At 64.0% G+C, this 16588-nt stretch carries 15 protein-coding genes; 14 read left to right on the top strand and 1 reads right to left on the bottom strand.

What is annotated here, in order from left to right; genetic code table 11:
• Window positions 1–5 precede the first annotated feature (5 nt).
• The 4 genes from ACK8CP_RS07855 (at window position 6) to ACK8CP_RS07840 (ending at window position 3524) form a co-directional block, all read left to right on the top strand.
• A complete protein-coding gene (locus ACK8CP_RS07855) occupies window positions 6–761 on the top strand; it encodes an ABC transporter permease (protein WP_234629294.1) in 756 nt (251 codons plus the stop codon).
• A gap of 122 nt (window positions 762–883) precedes the next feature.
• The gene (locus ACK8CP_RS07850) at window positions 884–1879 is read left to right on the top strand and encodes an ABC transporter substrate-binding protein (RefSeq protein WP_414833888.1); all 996 of its coding nucleotides are present in this window, start codon (window positions 884–886) and stop codon (window positions 1877–1879) included.
• Entirely contained in the window at window positions 1876–2715 is an 840-nt protein-coding gene (locus tag ACK8CP_RS07845) for an ABC transporter ATP-binding protein (protein WP_414833887.1), read from the top strand. Before ACK8CP_RS07850 ends, ACK8CP_RS07845 begins: the two co-directional genes overlap by 4 nt.
• A gap of 44 nt (window positions 2716–2759) precedes the next feature.
• A complete protein-coding gene (locus ACK8CP_RS07840; RefSeq protein ID WP_414833886.1) occupies window positions 2760–3524 on the top strand; it encodes an ABC transporter permease in 765 nt (254 codons plus the stop codon).
• A gap of 66 nt (window positions 3525–3590) precedes the next feature.
• On the opposite strand, the gene ACK8CP_RS07835 is transcribed toward ACK8CP_RS07840, so the two are convergent.
• A complete protein-coding gene (locus ACK8CP_RS07835) occupies window positions 3591–4481 on the bottom strand; it encodes a LysR family transcriptional regulator (RefSeq protein ID WP_234627583.1) in 891 nt (296 codons plus the stop codon).
• 129 nt (window positions 4482–4610) lie between these two features.
• On the opposite strand from ACK8CP_RS07835, the gene ACK8CP_RS07830 reads away from it, so the two are divergent.
• The 10 genes from ACK8CP_RS07830 to ACK8CP_RS07785 all read left to right on the top strand — a co-directional run bounded on the left by ACK8CP_RS07830 (window position 4611) and on the right by ACK8CP_RS07785 (window position 16576).
• Window positions 4611–4922, top strand: a complete 312-nt coding sequence (locus ACK8CP_RS07830; RefSeq protein WP_234627585.1) for a (2Fe-2S)-binding protein — start codon at window positions 4611–4613, stop codon at window positions 4920–4922.
• Window positions 4919–6295, top strand: coding sequence for an FAD-dependent oxidoreductase (locus ACK8CP_RS07825; protein ID WP_414833885.1), 1377 nt, complete (start codon window positions 4919–4921; stop codon window positions 6293–6295). The genes ACK8CP_RS07830 and ACK8CP_RS07825 overlap by 4 nt, the downstream gene beginning before the upstream one ends.
• Complete coding sequence (locus ACK8CP_RS07820) at window positions 6292–7464, top strand: NAD(P)/FAD-dependent oxidoreductase (protein ID WP_414833884.1); 1173 nt, start codon at window positions 6292–6294, stop codon at window positions 7462–7464. Before ACK8CP_RS07825 ends, ACK8CP_RS07820 begins: the two co-directional genes overlap by 4 nt.
• Before the next feature lie 35 nt (window positions 7465–7499).
• Window positions 7500–9092, top strand: a complete 1593-nt coding sequence (locus ACK8CP_RS07815) for an ABC transporter substrate-binding protein (protein WP_414833883.1) — start codon at window positions 7500–7502, stop codon at window positions 9090–9092.
• A 14-nt stretch (window positions 9093–9106) separates the two neighbouring features.
• A complete protein-coding gene (locus ACK8CP_RS07810) occupies window positions 9107–10171 on the top strand; it encodes an ABC transporter permease (RefSeq protein ID WP_414833882.1) in 1065 nt (354 codons plus the stop codon).
• A gap of 9 nt (window positions 10172–10180) precedes the next feature.
• Window positions 10181–11047: an ABC transporter permease gene (locus ACK8CP_RS07805; RefSeq protein WP_234627590.1), complete on the top strand. Its 867-nt coding sequence runs from the start codon at window positions 10181–10183 to the stop codon at window positions 11045–11047.
• Between the two features lie 4 nt (window positions 11048–11051).
• The gene (locus ACK8CP_RS07800; protein ID WP_234627591.1) at window positions 11052–12026 is read left to right on the top strand and encodes an ABC transporter ATP-binding protein; all 975 of its coding nucleotides are present in this window, start codon (window positions 11052–11054) and stop codon (window positions 12024–12026) included.
• Entirely contained in the window at window positions 12023–13048 is a 1026-nt protein-coding gene (locus ACK8CP_RS07795) for an ABC transporter ATP-binding protein (protein ID WP_414833881.1), read from the top strand. The genes ACK8CP_RS07800 and ACK8CP_RS07795 overlap by 4 nt, the downstream gene beginning before the upstream one ends.
• Window positions 13045–14415: an MmgE/PrpD family protein gene (locus tag ACK8CP_RS07790; protein ID WP_414833880.1), complete on the top strand. Its 1371-nt coding sequence runs from the start codon at window positions 13045–13047 to the stop codon at window positions 14413–14415. Before ACK8CP_RS07795 ends, ACK8CP_RS07790 begins: the two co-directional genes overlap by 4 nt.
• Window positions 14416–14518: 103 nt before the next feature.
• Window positions 14519–16576, top strand: a complete 2058-nt coding sequence (locus ACK8CP_RS07785) for a hydantoinase/oxoprolinase family protein (RefSeq protein WP_414833879.1) — start codon at window positions 14519–14521, stop codon at window positions 16574–16576.
• Window positions 16577–16588: the final 12 nt, after the last annotated feature.

The following is a 16588-nucleotide window of genomic DNA, read 5'->3' as shown; positions in this document are numbered from 1 at the left end:
AGATCATGCGCTTTCTCTATCAGCGCGAACGCTTCCTCGCGGCGCTGGTGCGGCCGCTCGTCTGGCTGATCGTCTTCGCCGCCGGCTTCCGCGCCGTCCTCGGCATCTCGATCATCCCGCCCTACGAGACCTACATCACCTACGAGGTCTACATCGTGCCGGGGCTCATTGGCATGATCCAGCTCTTCAACGGCATGCAATCATCGCTGTCGATGGTCTACGACCGGGAGATGGGTTCGATGCGCGTGCTCCTGACGACGCCGCTGCCGCGCTGGTTTCTTCTGGTGGCGAAACTGACGGCCGGGACCGCCGTCTCGCTCCTTCAGGTCTATACGTTCCTTGTGATCGCCTGGCTCTTTGGCATCGAATTCGCTCCTCTCGGCTACGTTTTCATCCTGCCGGCGCTTGTCGTGAGCGGGCTGATGCTGGGCGCTGTCGGCATGTTCATCTCCTCCACCGTCAAGCAGCTGGAGAATTTCGCCGGCGTGATGAACTTCGTCATCTTCCCGGCCTTCTTCCTGTCTTCGGCTCTCTACCCGCTCTGGCATATGCGCGAGGCGAGCGTCGCGCTCTACAGGATCTCCATGGCGAACCCCTTCACGCATGCGGTCGAACTCGTGCGGTTCGCGCTCTACGGCAAGCTCGCACCTGTCTCGCTGATGGTCGTTCTCGGCTGCCTTGCGGTTTTTCTCGTTCTTGCGATCTGGGGCTACAAGCCGGCGCAAGGGATGGAGATGCGGGCTCGGCCTGCGGAGGCATAAAGATGCCGATCACTTCGGCCGGGCGCGACAACAGCTTGGCAGCGGCAAAGATACTGCTAAATTCATAGAAAAATCCGCTCCCGCATGTCTGCGGCGGGAAAAACGGCTGCGATTGGGAGGAAATGATGCGCCATCTAGTCTTGGCGCTCTCGGTGTCGTCCGTCTTATGTCTTGCCATCCCCCAAACGGGGGAGGCAGGCGCGGAAGAAATCGTGCGCGTTGGCGTCTTGAAGTTTGGGACCGTCAACTGGGAAATCGACACCATTACGAACAATGGCTTCGACGAGAAGCATGGGTTCAGGCTGGAACCGGTGGTGCTTGCCGGCAGCGATGCCGGCCGCATCGGCATCAATGCCGGCGAGATCGATGTCATCGTCAGCGACTGGCTCTTCGTCTCCCGCCAGCGGGCGGAGGGCATCCCGCTGACCTTCGTGCCTTATTCGACTTCGGTCGGCGCCATCATGGTCCCGGATGACAGCATTGCGAAGACACTGGCAGACTTGAGGGGAAGTCGTGTCGGCGTCGCCGGAGGCCCGCTCGATAAGAACTGGCTCATGTACCGCGCCGTCGCGGAGGACAGATACGGTTTCGATCTCGCCGAGGAGACAGAGCCTGCGTACGCTGCGCCGCCGTTCCTCGCGGAGAAGCTGAAGGATGGCGAACTCGCTGCCGCGTCGAATTTCTGGCATTACAACGCGCGCTTGGAGACGGAAGGCTACCGTGAGCTCCTGAGCGGTCAGGACGCTGCGACAGCCCTCGGTGCGACGGGACCGATCTCGGCGATCGGCTATGTCTTCAATGAGGAGTGGGCGGCCGAGCACAAGGACACGATGCTCGGCTTTGTGGCCGCCTCGCGCGAGGCGAAGGAGCTTCTCGCCTCCTCGGATGCTGCCTGGGACAAGCTCCGCCCGAGCATGAATGCGGAAAACGACGCCGTCTTCCACAATCTCGTCCGGCGCTACCGCGAGGGCATTCCGAGCCGGCCGATTGCCGAGGAAGAGGCCGATACCAAGAAAATCTATCTGAGGCTCGCAGCGATCGGCGGCGAGAAGCTGGTCGGGCCGGCGACGACCTTGTCGCCCGGCACCTTCTGGTCGGCTCTGAAGGATGCCCAGTGACCGCTGACGGGCCAATCCCCCCGCAAGATGCGCGTGTCGGCGCAACGGTGCTGCCCTTCCATGCCGCCTTGCATGCGCCGTTCAATCCGCTGCTTGCGGCCAACGCGCAACGTGACGCCTTTTCCGTTCACATCGCGGCCAAGCGCTTCAAACGTGCGAACGGTGGAGAGGTGGAGGTCATCCGCGACCTGTCCTTCGCGCTGGAGCCGCAGACCTTCACCTGCCTTCTCGGCCCGTCGGGATGCGGTAAGACGACGACGCTGAAGATCATGCTCGGCCTCGATGGCGACTTCTCCGGTGCGGTTTCTTCAGCGCTCATGCGCGCGCGGTCCGCCGCCGTCTTCCAGGAGCCGCGGCTTCTGCCCTGGCGCAGCGTGGAGGAAAATATCCGTCTCGCTCTGCCGCCGGAGATGGCGGAGAAGGATCTGATGCCGGTGCTCGACGCCGTCGAGCTCACGCATGTTCGCAATGCTTTTCCCTCCGAGCTGTCGCTCGGCATGGCGCGCCGCGTGGCGCTGGCGCGCGCTTTCTCCGTGGAGCCGGAGGTTCTGCTCCTCGACGAGCCTTTCGTATCCCTCGACGAGATGACGGCGAACCGGCTTCGCCACCTGCTTCTGCAGCTTTGGCAATCCCGGCCTGTCACGGTGCTCATGGTCACCCACAACATTCGCGAGGCGGCGAGGCTCGCCGACCGGCTGATCGTCCTCTCGCCGTCGCCCGCACATGTCGCCGGAACGGCCGAGATCTCAATCCCCCGCGCCGATCGCATCGGCGCAGCGCTCGGAAGCCTTCTCGTCGATCTTGCCCGACGCTTTCCGAGCCTTGCGCTGGAGTGAACGAGCCGGCTTAATCGCTCGACCCACAATGACAGGAGCGGCGCATGAGGTCCTTCCTCGCAGGGCCGGTCGGGCTGCGGGCGATCTCGATCGCAGCCTTTTTCGCCGTCTGGACCACCGCCTCCTACGTTTTTGGTCCGCGCCTTTGTCCGGGACCTGCCGGCGTCTTCGCTTTTGCGGCGGAGGAGATCGTCTCGGGCGAATTGCCCTATCATCTCGCGATCACGCTTCTCAGGGTGATCGCGGCCTTCGCAATCGCCATGTCGATCGGTCTGGCGACCGGCCTCATGATGGGACGCAGCCGGATCGCCAACGATCTCGGCGAGCCATGGCTCATTCTTTTCCTCAACGCGCCGGCGCTGATCGTCATCGTGCTTGCCTATATCTGGATCGGCCTCAACGAGAGTGCGGCGATCCTGGCGGTCGCGCTCAACAAGATCCCGAACGCCACCGTCACCATTCGCGAAGGGGCGAGGGCGCTCGACACGCAGCTCCTGGAAATGGCGCGCGTCTACGGTTTTGGGCGCATGAAGACGCTGCGCCATGTCATCCTGCCGCAACTGCAGCCCTATGTCGCCGCGGCGAGCCGCTCCGGTCTGGCGTTGATCTGGAAAATCGTCCTCGTCGTCGAGCTTCTCGGCCGCTCCAATGGCATCGGCTTCCAGATCCACCTGTACTTCCAGGTCTTCGACGTGCGCGCCATCCTCGCTTACACGCTCGTTTTCGTCTGCGTCATGCTCCTGATCGAACTCGCCGTGGTGCAGCCACTCGAGCGGCACGCCAACCGCTGGAGACCCAAACCGGCGTGAGGCTCGCAGGGGATGCGGCAGTCTCTGGAGATGGCTTCGCCCGGGCCAGATGGGCCGGGCCGGTCGTCAGCCTTCCAGATACTCTTCCACCGCCTTCTGCAGATGCTCGATCATGCTGTTGCGGAAGCGCGACCACGGAAGCGTTTCTGACAGAAGCAGATTGATGGGCAGAGAGAGGAGGGGCCGGAACGGTCGCCAGTCGACGTTTTCCGGTGCCATCAGCATGGCGAAGCGGTCGACGATGGCGACCCCCGACCCCTGGGCCACCTGAACGGCCGCAACGATCGACATCGTCGCCTGGATGTCGACACGTCGGGTCTCGTCGTACTGCAGGAAGGCTTCGTCGAGGAGCGCGCCGAAATGGTTCAACGAGTTGAAAGAAATGAACGTCTCGTCGGTGAGGTCCGGCGGCGTGACGTGGCTGAGGGCCGAGAGCCGGTGTCCACGCGGGAAGATGCAGATCATCTCCACCTGACCGAGGCTCCGCATGGTGAGCGTGTGAAGATCCTGCGGTGACAGGCAGAGGCCGAGATCGACCTGATGTGAACGCACCATCTCCGCGGTCTCGGCTCCCGGCAGGAGATGCGAGACGATCTTGACCCGCGGATTTGCCGCACGAAACGATGCGATCGCGCGCGGCACGATCGCGGCGGCGAGCGAGGAGGAGGCGGCGATGCGCAGCACGCCGCCCGAGCCGGCGCGCAACTCCTCCGCAAGAAGCCGCAACGCTCCGAGATCTCGAAAAACGCGGTCGGCGTCCGGGAAGAGCATCTCCGCCTGCGGTGTTGGATGAAGGCGGCCGCGGATTCGCCGAAAGAGCCGGAGACCGAGTTGATCCTCCATATGATGGAGGATCTTGCTCACGGTCGGCTGCGACACGTTGAGAAGCTTGGCCGCGTCGGTGACGCTGCCTGTCTGCATGATCGTGCGAAAAATCTCGAGCTGGCGCGCGTTCATGGGTCTCCGGCCCGGCTTTGTTCTGCCAGCCTATAGCCGCAGGCTATTGTTTGTCGACACATCGGAATTTGATCTCGTCTGTATCTCGCTCTTCAATCGCGACAACGAGACGCAGCGGTTTTGCATGTCATGGACGAACAGTCGCTCTTTCTTCGTGTCGCCGAACAGAAACGTGAGATCGTGCCCTTCTTTGTGAACGGACACCCAGCGACGGCGCTGTCTGGGGACACCGTACTGACGGCTCTCCTGACCCATGATCACGAAGTGCGTCGCAGCGAGATCCTGCAACAACCGCGAGCGGGCTTCTGCCTGATGGGGGCCTGTCAGGATTGCTGGATTTGGACTGAAGACGGCAAAAGAGTCCGTGCCTGCTCCACGATGATCGAGCCGGATATGCGGTTGCGGACGCGTTCGCCTTTCAACGGAGCGCGTCCGGAATGAGCTCGTCTCGGGTCGTCGTCATTGGTGCGGGGCCGGCCGGAACGCGGGCGGCGGAAACGCTGGTCGCCGCCGGATTGCGACCGGTGGTCGTTGATGAAGCACCGAGGAGCGGCGGCCAGATCTATCGCCGCCAGCCGCCAGGTTTCAGCCGCCCCTTGAAGAAGCTCTACGGGTTCGAGGCCGACAAAGCCGCCCGTCTGCACGAAACCTTCGACCGTCTTCAAGACAAGGTCGACTATCGTCCGGGGACGATGGTCTGGGGCACGGAGGGCCGCAATCTGCACCTTGCCGACCGCGATGGCCGCCAAGACGTCGTCGGTTTCGACGCCCTCATCCTCGCCACCGGCGCCGTCGACCGCATCGTTCCCTTCGAGGGTTGGACGATGCCCGGTGTCTATACCTTAGGCGGCGCCCAGATCGCTCTCAAATACCAGGCCTGCCTGATCGGCCGGAACGTGGCGCTCGTCGGGTCCGGACCGCTCCTTTATCTCGTCGCCTACCAGTATCGCCGTGCCGGCGGCAAACTCGCCGGCATCTTCGATACGACGCCGCTCTCGCGTGAGCTTGCGAGTCTGCCGAGAATGGCGGCAAACCCCGCCAACACGGCGAAGGGGCTCTACTATTTCGCCTGGCTGGCGGCACACGGCGTTCCCATGCTGCATGGCGCGGCGCCGGTGCGCGCAGAAGGCGAGGGGCGTGTCGCGCGCCTTGTTTTGCGCGACCGCACGGGCCGCGAGCGGACCTTTGCCTGCGATGCGGTCGCGACCGGCTATCATGTCCAGTCGGAGACGCAGCTTGCCGATCTTCTCGGCTGCGATTTCGCTTTCGATGCCCGCGCCGGGCAATGGCTTCCGCGCCAGGACGAGATGGGGCGTTCCTCGGTGGCTGGCGTCTATCTCGCTGGAGATGGCGCCTCGGTGCGCGGCGCCGATACGGCCGAGGCGACCGGCACGCTTGCCGCGCTCGCCTGCCTCGAGGATCAGGGCCTGCCATGTGATGCCGCCGTGCGCGATCAGGCGCTCCAGGCCATGCGGCGAGGTTCGGCCTTCGCGTCGGCGCTGCGTGATGCTTTCCCGTTTCCCGAGCATCTCTACGAGAACCTGGCCGATGAGACGATCCTGTGCCGATGCGAGGAGGTCTCGGTCGGCGCGTTCCGCGCCACCTTGCGGGACAAGGGCGCTGACGAGGTCAATCGTGCAAAGGCGTTCTGCCGTGTCGGCATGGGGCGCTGCCAGGGGCGCATGTGCGGTGCTTCGGCCGCGCGTGTCGCCGCGCAAACGCTCGGTGTCGAACTCGCTTCCGTCGGCCGCCTGCGCGGACAGGCGCCGGTGAAGCCGCTGCCCGCCGCCGTTCAGACGGAGGCCGGCGAATGACGGACGCGACGAAATACGACGTGGTCATCGTCGGTGGCGGGCTGATGGGCGCGTCCGCAGCCTTCTTTCTGGCGACACGCTACAAAGCCTCCGTGGCGCTTGTGGAGCGTGGTCGCGTCGGCGCTCAGGCGAGCGGCGTCAATTTCGGCAATGTGCGGCGCCAGGGGCGTCCCTTCATCCAACTGCCGCTCGCGCACCATGCCCGTGACATCTGGGGCAGGCTGCCGGCCTTGATCGGCGAGGATTGCGAATTCCTGCCGACGGGTCATCTCAAGATCGCCTTCGACGAGGAATCGCTTGCAGCCCTCGAGACCTATAACGCGGAGGCGCGAAACTGGGGCCTGTCGCTGACGCTCGTCGGTGTGAATCGGCTGCGTGCGGACTATCCGTTTCTCGGGCCCGGTGCCGTCGGCGCCTCGTTCTCGCCAGAGGACGGACACGCCAATCCACGGCTCGCTGCACCCGCATTCGGGCGGGCGGCACGGCGGGCGGGCGCGCATGTCCTCGAGCAATGCGAAGTGATCGGCGCCACGCGTCAAAGTGACGGTTTCATTATCGAGACGGCGGATGGACGCATTCTGCGCGCCCCGATCCTCATCAACAGCGCCGGGGCATGGAGCAATCGCTTCGCGGCCGGCTTTGGCGAATCCGTCCCGATGGAAGCCCGTGGCCCGCAGATGGGCGTGACGGAATCGCTTCCCTACTTCGTCTCGCCCGTGCTCGGGACGGGCGATTCCAGTTTCTACATGCGCCAGGTGAAGCGCGGCAGCGTCGTCTTCGGAGGCGGTGCTCATGTTGCGGTCGATCTCGCCGATCCGAGGCCACGGCCGCGTCCCGCACATCTCCTCGCACAGCTGCGTTCGCTTACGAGATTTCTCCCCTCCATGGCCGGCGTTCAGGTGGTGCGCACTTGGAGCGGCGTCGAAGGCTACCTCCCGGACAAGCTGCCGGCGCTCGGCTGGAGCGCAAAAGTTCCAGGCCTTCTGCACGCTTTCGGCTTCAGCGGTCACGGTTTTCAGCTCGGTCCAGGCGTCGGATCGGTCCTCGCCGATCTCGCCGCGACCGGCGACACGAACGTTCCGATCGAGCCTTTCTCGATCCAAAGGTTCGCGGGCAACGGTCCCGCGAAAACCTCGCCCGCAGCGCCCTCTTCGGGCGGCGCCCGGTGAGATCTCCTCACGAGCAAGAAAAAGGGGAACGATCGATGAAATGGATGAGGATGCTGGCCCTCGCGGCCGGTGCATTCTGCGCAGCTTTCGTGGCGGCGACGCCGCCGGCGGCTGCACAACAGCGCGGCGGCACCATGGTGATCGCCTTGAGCGGCGAGCCGAGCGCACTCGTCGGCTTTCTGCACACCGATACCGGCGGGCACAGCATCGCCGCCAACATCTTCAGCGGCCTCGTCGGGCTCAATGAAGATTTTGAGCCGGTTCCCGAGCTCGCCCGTTCCTGGGAGATCTCCGAAGACGGCCTCACTTACACCTTCCATCTCGATCCGAATGCGCGCTTTCACGATGGCGTGCCGGTGACGGCCGAGGATGTCGCCTTCACCTTCAACGACGTCGTCGCGAAGTACCATCCAAGCCGCGGTTCCTGGTGGCCAAACGTGGAATCGGCCACCGCGGAAGACGAGCACACCTTCGTCATGAAGCTGAAGAAGCCATTTCCACCGCTTCTCACCCTTCTTGCCTACCAGCTGCGGAGCGGCGCGGAGATCCTCCCGAAGCATATCTACGAGGGCTCCGATCCGATGACCAATCCGGCGAACGAGCGCCCGATCGGCAGCGGCGCCTTCAAGTTCGTGGAATGGTCGAAGGGAAGCCATGTCGTTCTCGAGCGTAACGACGATTACTTCATGGAAGGAAAGCCTTATCTTGATCGGCTGATCTTCCAGTTTATCCCGGATCCGAACACTCGCATCCTCGCTTTCGAGCGCGGCGAGGTCGATTTCATCGATTATACGGCGGTGCCGCACAACGAGGTGGCGCGGCTTGCCAAGGATCCGCGCTTCAAGCTTCTGACCGGCGCGGATGCGATTGCCGTGCAGGGCATGTGGCTTCTCAACGTCCGCAAAGGGCCTCTTGCCAAAAAGGAAGTGCGGCAGGCGCTCTCCTATGCGATCGATGTCAATGAGATCTCCGAAAAGGCGCTCTTCGGAGCCGGCCGGCCAGCCCACAGCTTCCTCAACAGCAATCTGAAGTGGGCCTTCAACGGCAGCTATGACGTCTACGACCGCGATGTCGAAAAGGCGAACCAGCTCCTTGATGAAGCGGGTTATCCGCGCGGTGAAAACGGCACCCGCTTCACGATCAACATCCTCTGGGCCGCGGGTCGTCCCTATGACGGCAAGTCGGCGGAGATCATCCGCGATCAGCTTCGCGACGTCGGCGTCACTGCGGATGTGAAGACCTACGATCGGCCGACCTTCATCGAGAAGGTCTTCGATCAGTGGGATTTCGATACGGCGATGCAGCTTTACAGCACCGGTCCCGATCCCGCGATCAGCGTGGTGACCCGCTATCACACCAAGCAGATCAACCATTCCCCCTTCACCAACGCCATGGGCTACTCGAACCCGGAGCTCGACAGGATCTTCGACGAGGACGCTTCCGAGGTGAGCGACGAGAAGCGCAAGGAGAATTGGGACGAGGCGCAGAAGATCCTGATGCAGGATCTGCCGGCGATCCCCGTCTTCGAGTTCCCCGACGGGCATCTCGCCAACGCCCGGCTGATGGACGCGGTGACCGGCCCCTACGGTTACTTCCAGAGCCGGCATAACGCCTGGTTCAAGGATTGAGGCGCGGGCGGATCATGGTCGAGGCCACCTCCACAGCAAATGGCGGCGAAGCCGTCGCGACAGACGTCGCGGCGGCAGGGAAGGCGAGAGCCAAACGCGGCATTCGCTTTCGCTATGCTCGCTATGTCGTGCGGCGCCTTCTGCAGGCGGTGCCGATCATCGTTGTCATCGTGCTCATCAACTTCACGCTGATCCAGGCAGCTCCCGGCGATCCCGTCTATGCCCTGATCGGTCAAATGGAGACGACGCCCGAATACATCGCTCAGGTGCGCGAGGAATTCGGTCTCGACGAGCCGCTGCCGCAGCAATTTCTCTCTTATATCGCCAAGATCGCCACCTTCGATCTCGGCTATTCCTTCCGTTTCCGTCAGGACGTCTCCGGTCTCATCTTCGAGCGGGTGCCGGCGACGTTCCTCCTGATGGGCACGGCCCTCGTCATCAGCAGCCTGCTCGGGATCGGTCTCGGCGTCATCGCGGGTCGCCGTCCGTTCGGCTGGACCGACAATGCGGCGACGATTTTCGCGCTCGCCGGCTTCTCCATGCCGGTCTTCTGGCTCGGCCAGCTCGTGCTTCTCGTCTTCGCACTCAAACTACCCTGGTTCCCGGTTCAGGGCATGGTGTCGCTTCGCGCGCCGAGCCACGGCTGGGGCTATATCGCCTCGGTGCTCCACCATCTGGTGCTGCCGGCAACGGTCTACGGCATCTACCATCTGACGCTCATCTTTCGCATGACGCGCATCAAGATGATGGACGTGCTGGTGCAGGACTTCATCACCACGGCGCGGTCCAAAGGCGCGGGTGAAAGGCGGGTTCTTTTCGTGCACGCCCTGCCCAATGCCATCCTGCCGGTCATCACCGTCATCGGCTACAATTTCGGCTTCATGCTCGCCGGCTCCGTGCTCGTGGAGACGGTCTTCGGCTGGCCGGGCCTCGGGCGCCTCATGTACGAGGCGATCAACGCCCGCGACTACCCACTGCTTCTCGGCCTCTTCGTGGTGATCTCGCTCTTCGTGATCATCGCGAACGTTCTCACCGATATCATCTATGCGCTCATTGATCCGCGCATTCTGTACCGCTGAGAGGTGGCGATGACGATCGAGACATCCAGCTTCAACGTTGCCTCCCAGCCGAGCGGTCTGCGCATCTTCTTCCGCAACCGCGCCTCGGCGGTGGGCACGGCCGTCCTCATTCTCCTCGTGCTCCTGGCCGTGCTCGGCCCGGTTCTGTCGCCCTACGATCCCTTGAGCATCGGCGTCGGTGAGACGATGGCACCGCCGTCACTCACCCACCTTTTCGGAACCGACGAACTCGGCCGCGATATCTTCAGCCGGGCGAGTCTCGGTGTCGGCGTATCCCTCTTCGTCGGGTTCGTTGCGGCCGCCATGTCGAGCACGATCGCCATTCTGATCGGCTGCATCTCGGGCTATTTCGGCGCTTTCGTCGACGACGTCCTGATGCGCATGACGGAGATCTTCCAGGTCATCCCGCGCTTTTTCCTGGCGATCCTCCTCGTCGCCTTCTTCGGGGCGAGCATCGTCAACATCGTCATCGCCATCGGCCTCTTGAGCTGGCCGGAGAGCGCGCGTGTCATTCGTGCCGAGGTGATGAGCCTGAAGAACCGGCAATACGTCTCCTCCGCCCGCATCGCGGGCGCGAGCACCGCGAGCATCATCTTCGGCGAGATTCTTCCGAATGCGCTCGGTCCTGTCATCGTCAACGCCACCCTTCAGGTCGGTCAGGCGATGCTCCTGGAAGCCGGGCTCAGCTATCTCGGTCTCGGTGATCCGAACCGCATCAGCCTCGGTCTGATGTTGCATCAGTCGCAGGAGATCATGCGCACGGCCTGGTGGGCCACGGCGCTGCCGGGAAGTCTGATCTTCTTCGCCGTCCTCGCCGCCAATCTCGTCGGCGATGGCCTCAACGATCTTTTCAATCCCCGTGCGCGAGCGAGGTGAAGCCGTGACCGACGTCCTTCGCATCGATGATTTGAGCATGCACCTGGAGACCGAACTCGGCACGGTCCGTGCCGTGGAAAACCTCTCGCTCCGCGTGGACGAGGGAGAGGCGGTCGCTCTCGTAGGTGAATCGGGCTGCGGCAAGTCGATGACCGCGCTTTCCATCATGCGCCTTCTGCCGCCTTATGCACGCTTCCGGTCCGGCTCCATCCGAGTGGCGGGCAAAGACCTGGTGACGGCGCCCGAACGCGCCATGCGCCAGATCCGCGGCGGCACGATCGGCATGATCTTTCAGGATCCGCTGACCTTCCTCAATCCGTTGCGGCAGGTGGGCGAGCAGATCGCGGAAGCGGTCAGGCTCCATACTGGGGCAGGCCGGGCAGAGGCGGATGCGCAAGCGCTCGAGGCCTTGCGGCGCGTGCGCATCGCCGACGCCGAGAACGTCGTGCACAATTACCCCCATCAGCTCTCCGGCGGCATGCGCCAGCGCGTTTTGATCGCAATCGCCGTCGCGTGCCGGCCGTCGCTCCTCATCTGCGATGAGCCGACGACGGCGCTCGACGTGACCATCCAGGCGCAGATCATGGAGCTGATCGACAATCTTCGCCATGAACTCGGCACGGCGGTCCTGCTCATCACCCACGACCTCGGCCTCGTCGCGCAATATTGCAGCCGGGTCTATGTCATGTATGCCGGGCAGGTCGTGGAAGATGCCAAAGTGCGGGAGATTTTCCAGCACCCGCGCCATCCCTACACGCAGGCGCTCCTGCAATCGTCTCTGCGGCCGGATCGGGTGAGCGAGGATTTCGCCGTCATCGAGGGCCAGCCGCCGCAGCTTCTGGCGCCCCCGCCTGGCTGTCGCTTCCATCCGCGCTGTCCCCGCGCGTTCGATCCCTGCCCATCGGCGATGCCCGGGCTCGATCGGGCAGGAGAGGGCCGCGCCAAGGTGCGCTGCCACCTGCAGGAGGCACATCAATGACCAACGCTCTCCTGACGATCCACGAGCTCAAGGTTCATTACGAAACGAGCGGTGGACTTTTCAGCGCCGGCAGCCTGCCCGTGCGGGCCGTCGATGGCGTGAGCCTCGAATTGAAACGGGGCGAGCTTCTCGCTCTCGTGGGGGAATCCGGCTGCGGCAAGTCGACGATCGCGCGCACGCTCGTCGGCCTCACCGAACCGACCGCTGGCGACATCATCTATTCGGGGCGCAACGTCGGCAATTTCAATGCGCAGGAACGCCAGAATTTCCGCCGTTCCGTGCAGATGGTCTTCCAGGATCCCTTCGATTCTCTGAACCCGCGCAAAACGGTCTTCTCGACGATCGCGCAGCCCCTGCGCATCCACAAGATCGTCCCGCGCGCTGAGCTCAAAGCCGAAGTCATCCGTCTTCTCAACGCCGTCGGGCTGTCGCCTGCCGAAGCCTATCTCGGGCGCTATCCGCATCAATTCAGCGGCGGTCAGAGGCAACGCATCTGCATCGCCCGGGCCATCGCCTCGCGGCCGAAGGTCATCATCGCCGACGAGGCGGTGTCCGCGCTCGACGTGTCCATCCGGGCGCAGATCCTGACGCTGTTCCGCAAGCTGACGCGAGAGCTCGATCTCGCCTCGATCTTCATCACCCACGATCTCAGCGTCGTCCGTTCGCTCTGCGAATCCGTTGCCGTGATGTATCTCGGGCAGGTGGTCGAGCGCGGGCCGACGGAGAGGGTTTTCACCCGTCCGCAGCATCCCTACACGCGCGCCCTTTTGCAGGCGAGCCCGATCGCCGACCCGGATGTGGCGCGGTCCAGACGGGGTTTCCTGCTCGAAGGCGACGTGCCATCGCCGGCCAATCCGCCTGCCGGTTGCCGTTTCCATACGCGCTGCCCGATCGCGCAGCCGAAATGCGCCTCCGAGCCGCCGGCATTGCGGTCGGTCGAGGGTGTGGAGGCGGCGTGCCATTTCCCGGAAGGCTGGCGGCAGACCGAAAAGGTCTCGCGGGCGGAGGAGGCGGTCTCGTGAGGACGACGGCGCGCTTCGGTGAATGGGCTGCGGAGACCTCGCGAGACTGGCCGGCTGCCTGCCTGAAGGAGGCGCGGTTCTGCCTGATCGATACGATCGGCTGCATGCTTGCCGGATGTGTCGAACCGGCGAGCGAGAAGGTCGTGACGACGGTTGCCGCCTGGGGAACGGGCGAAGCGACCGTCCTCGGAGAAACGAGGCGCTTGCCGCCTCCCTTTGCCGCCTTTGCCAACGGAACGGCCGCGCATGCGCTCGATTACGATGACGTTCTCGATCCGGCGATGGCGCATCCGAGCGCGCCGCTGACGGCGGCACTCCTCGCGCTCGCCGAGGAGGAAGATCTTTCTTGGGCGGAATGTCTCGATGCTTTCATCGTCGGCTTCGAGGTGATGGCGCGTCTTGGCGAGGCGATGAACCTCGCGCATTACAACAAGGGCTGGCACAGCACGCTCTCCCTCGGAGCCCCGGCGACGGCTGCTGCCGCTGCCCGGCTGATCCGGCTCGATGCGGCCCAGACGGCCTCGGCGATCAGCCTTGCAACCAGCATGGCGGGAGGCTCCAAACAGCAGTTCGGCACGATGGCAAAGCCCATTCATGCGGGGCTTGCCGCAAAAAACGGTCTTATCGCTGCACGACTGGCGCAAAGCGGCGTGACCGCGGCGGAGGAAGCCATCGACGGGCCGTGGGGGATCGTCGCCATGACGGCGGGCGAGGCGGCGCCGGGCACCAGAGTGATTGACGAAAAACTCGGCGGCGAGCCTGCGATTTCGGAGTATGGCGCCTGGCGCAAGCTCTACCCGTGCTGCGGTAGCACCCACCGCCCGATCGACGCTCTTCTTGCCATACGCGCGGAGGAGGCGCTGAAGGCCGGGGATGTCGCCGAAGTCGAGGCCTTCGTCTCGCTCGCAGCGGCCACCAATCTTCGCTACCGGCTGCCACAGAATGTGGCCGAGGCGCGCTTCAGCCTGCCGTACTGCGCGGCGGCGGCCCTGATCGACGGGCGGGTCGATACCGAGACGTTCACGCCCGCGGCGATCCGACGAAGCGATGTCCTGGCCCTTGCCGAACGGGTGAAGGTGACGCGCGACGAAGAGCTGTCGGAGATGGGTGCCGTCTCCGAAACGCCCGAGCGGGCGCGCGTGCGGGTGACGCATAAAGGCGGCCGTGTGAGTGAGCGCGTCGTCTCGGTTCCGAGCGGCCATCCGCAGCGACCTCTGAGCGAAGACGCGCTCAAGACGAAATTCCTCGCCTGCGCGGCGCGCTCGGCGATCGCCGTGGATGCCGAGGCGATCTGGCGCGCCGTGCACGGTCCGCCGGGCGAGGGACGCGTCGCGGAGATGATGAGGCACGTCCAAGTGCATCACTGACACCGCGCCAGCCCAGAAATTCGAGATGGATGCCGACCAGAGCGCCGGTCTGCCGAAGGGCGGGCGGCGAAGGGAGCGGCTTTGACGACAAGGAGACGTAACGATGAGCTATCGAGTCGGTGTCGATATCGGCGGGACCTTCATCGATTTCTGCTTTTTCAACGAGCAGACGGACGACATTTTCACCCTCAAAGTCCTCACCACGCCTTCAAAGCCGGGCTCGGAGGTGATGGAGGGGCTGAAGATCGCGCAAAGCCGCCACGGCATCGAGCCCTCCGAGATCACGAGCTTCGTCCACGGCACGACCGTCGGCGTGAATACTCTGATCCAGGGTGTCGGCGCGCGGCTCGCGCTCTTCGCCACCGAGAATTTCGAAGACGTTCTCGAGCTGGCGCGCCTGCGCATGCCGGAGACCTACAATCTCCAATCCTCACGCCCGGACCCCCTTGTGGCGAAAGACCTCGTCTTCTCCATTCGCGAGCGCATGCGCAGCGACGGAAAAGTCTTGCGGTCGCTCGACCGCGACAGCGTCATCGCAGCCATTGAACGCGCCCGAGAGAAAGGGGCGGAGGGCATCATCGTCGCCCTCATCAACGCGTACCGCAACGCCGATCATGAACGCGAAGTGGTGCGCATCGTGCGCGAAGTGGCGCCGGAGCTCTTCGTCTTCGCTTCCACCGACATCTGGCCGGTGATCCGCGAATATGAGCGCACCACGACGGCCGTCATCAATGGCTACGTCCATCCGCGCGTCGCCCATTACATCTCCTCGCTGCAAGAAGCTCTGCGTGAGCATGCAGTGGAGCCGGAACCGCTGGTGACGAAGTCGAACGGCGGCATCATGAACGCCGAGCTCGGCAAGGAGAACTGCGTCAGCATGCTCCTCTCCGGCACGGCCTCGGGCGTCATGGGCGGTGCCTTCGTCGCCAGCCGGGCCGGCTGCATGGACGCGCTCACCATCGATATCGGCGGCACCAGTGCCGACGTCGCGGTGATCATCGACGGCAAGCCGCAATTCGCTGCCGGCGAGAAGGTGGGGCCACATTCCCTCTACGTCCCGGCAGTGGCGGTGTCCTCGATCGGTGAGGGCGGCGGCTCCGTCGCCTGGGTCGATGATTTCGGCGTTCTCAAGGTTGGACCCGAAAGCGCCGGTTCCGATCCGGGACCTGCCTGCTACGGGCGCGGCGGCACGAAGCCGACGATCACGGACGCCTTCGCCGTCTGCGGCCTCATCGGTCATGAAAGCCTTGCCTATGGCAGCATCTCCATCGACGTGGACAAGGCACGTGCGGCTGTCGGCACGATCGCGGACAGGCTCGGCTGGAGCCTGGAAGCGACGGCGCAGGCGATCATCAACGTCGCGATCTCCGGCATGTATCTGGAGATCAACAAGCTGATCGCCCGTCACGGCATCGACGTTCGAAGCTTCACGCTCGTCGCTTTCGGCGGTGCGGGCCCGATGCTGGCGCCCATGCTGGCACTCGAACTTGGCATCCGCCAGGTGCTCGTGCCGACGACGCCCGGTGTCGTCAGCGCGCTCGGCGGCCTTGTCTCCGACATCCGCAACGATTTCATCGCAAGCCATTATCTGACCGTGGCGCCCGATAATATGGAAGCGATCCGTGCAGGATTTGCCGAGCTGAAGAGCGAGGCCCTCGCATGGCTGCGCGACGAGCAGAAATTCAAAGGTGAGCCGACGTTCCTGCTCTCCGCCGACATGAATTACGCCGGCCAATCCTTCGAAATCGAAGTCGACCTCGAGGCGAACTGGCTCGAGGGAGAGGACGTGACGGTGATCATCGACGCCTTCCACGCACGCCATGTGCAGCTCTACGACTTCCATGACGCCGATGCCGAAGTGAACATCGTCAATCTGCGTCTCGTCGTGACGGCCGCCGGCCCGCGTCCCGAGCTGAAGAGCGTGCCGGTTTCTCCGGCGCCTGCGGAGCCCGCCCGCTACGTCCCAGCGACCTTCGCCGACAAGAAGGTGCAGGCGGGCCTCTACCTCCGTAGCGACCTCGTTCCGGGACATTCTTTCGAAGGTCCCGCGATCGTCATCCAGTCCGACACCACGACCTGTGTTCCTGAAGGCTTTTCAGCCTCCGTCGATGGCTTCGGCAACATCATGCTGCAGGCGACTGCGGAAAAGACCCTCATCTGATCGGCCCGGGAG

It is taken from the genome of Afifella sp. YEN Y35, from assembly GCF_047553465.1.
GTDB classification, from domain to species: domain Bacteria; phylum Pseudomonadota; class Alphaproteobacteria; order Rhizobiales; family Afifellaceae; genus Afifella; species Afifella aestuarii.
Note: the sequence above shows the minus strand (reverse complement) of the source record. Positions and strands in the feature narration are given on the sequence as shown.

Excerpts from the sequence above, each read along its gene's own strand:
- ACK8CP_RS07815 (WP_414833883.1), top strand. The coding sequence starts at position 7,500 with ATGAAATGGATGAGGATGCTGGCCCTCGCGGCCGGTGCATTCTGCGCA.
- ACK8CP_RS07795 (WP_414833881.1), top strand. The coding sequence starts at position 12,023 with ATGACCAACGCTCTCCTGACGATCCACGAGCTCAAGGTTCATTACGAA.
- ACK8CP_RS07855 (WP_234629294.1), top strand. The coding sequence starts at position 6 with ATGCGCTTTCTCTATCAGCGCGAACGCTTCCTCGCGGCGCTGGTGCGG.
- ACK8CP_RS07825 (WP_414833885.1), top strand. The coding sequence starts at position 4,919 with ATGAGCTCGTCTCGGGTCGTCGTCATTGGTGCGGGGCCGGCCGGAACG.
- ACK8CP_RS07850 (WP_414833888.1), top strand. The coding sequence starts at position 884 with ATGATGCGCCATCTAGTCTTGGCGCTCTCGGTGTCGTCCGTCTTATGT.
- ACK8CP_RS07820 (WP_414833884.1), top strand. The coding sequence starts at position 6,292 with ATGACGGACGCGACGAAATACGACGTGGTCATCGTCGGTGGCGGGCTG.
- ACK8CP_RS07810 (WP_414833882.1), top strand. The coding sequence starts at position 9,107 with ATGGTCGAGGCCACCTCCACAGCAAATGGCGGCGAAGCCGTCGCGACA.
- ACK8CP_RS07840 (WP_414833886.1), top strand. The coding sequence starts at position 2,760 with ATGAGGTCCTTCCTCGCAGGGCCGGTCGGGCTGCGGGCGATCTCGATC.
- ACK8CP_RS07835 (WP_234627583.1), bottom strand. The coding sequence starts at position 4,481 with ATGAACGCGCGCCAGCTCGAGATTTTTCGCACGATCATGCAGACAGGC.
- ACK8CP_RS07785 (WP_414833879.1), top strand. The coding sequence starts at position 14,519 with ATGAGCTATCGAGTCGGTGTCGATATCGGCGGGACCTTCATCGATTTC.
- ACK8CP_RS07805 (WP_234627590.1), top strand. The coding sequence starts at position 10,181 with ATGACGATCGAGACATCCAGCTTCAACGTTGCCTCCCAGCCGAGCGGT.
- ACK8CP_RS07830 (WP_234627585.1), top strand. The coding sequence starts at position 4,611 with ATGGACGAACAGTCGCTCTTTCTTCGTGTCGCCGAACAGAAACGTGAG.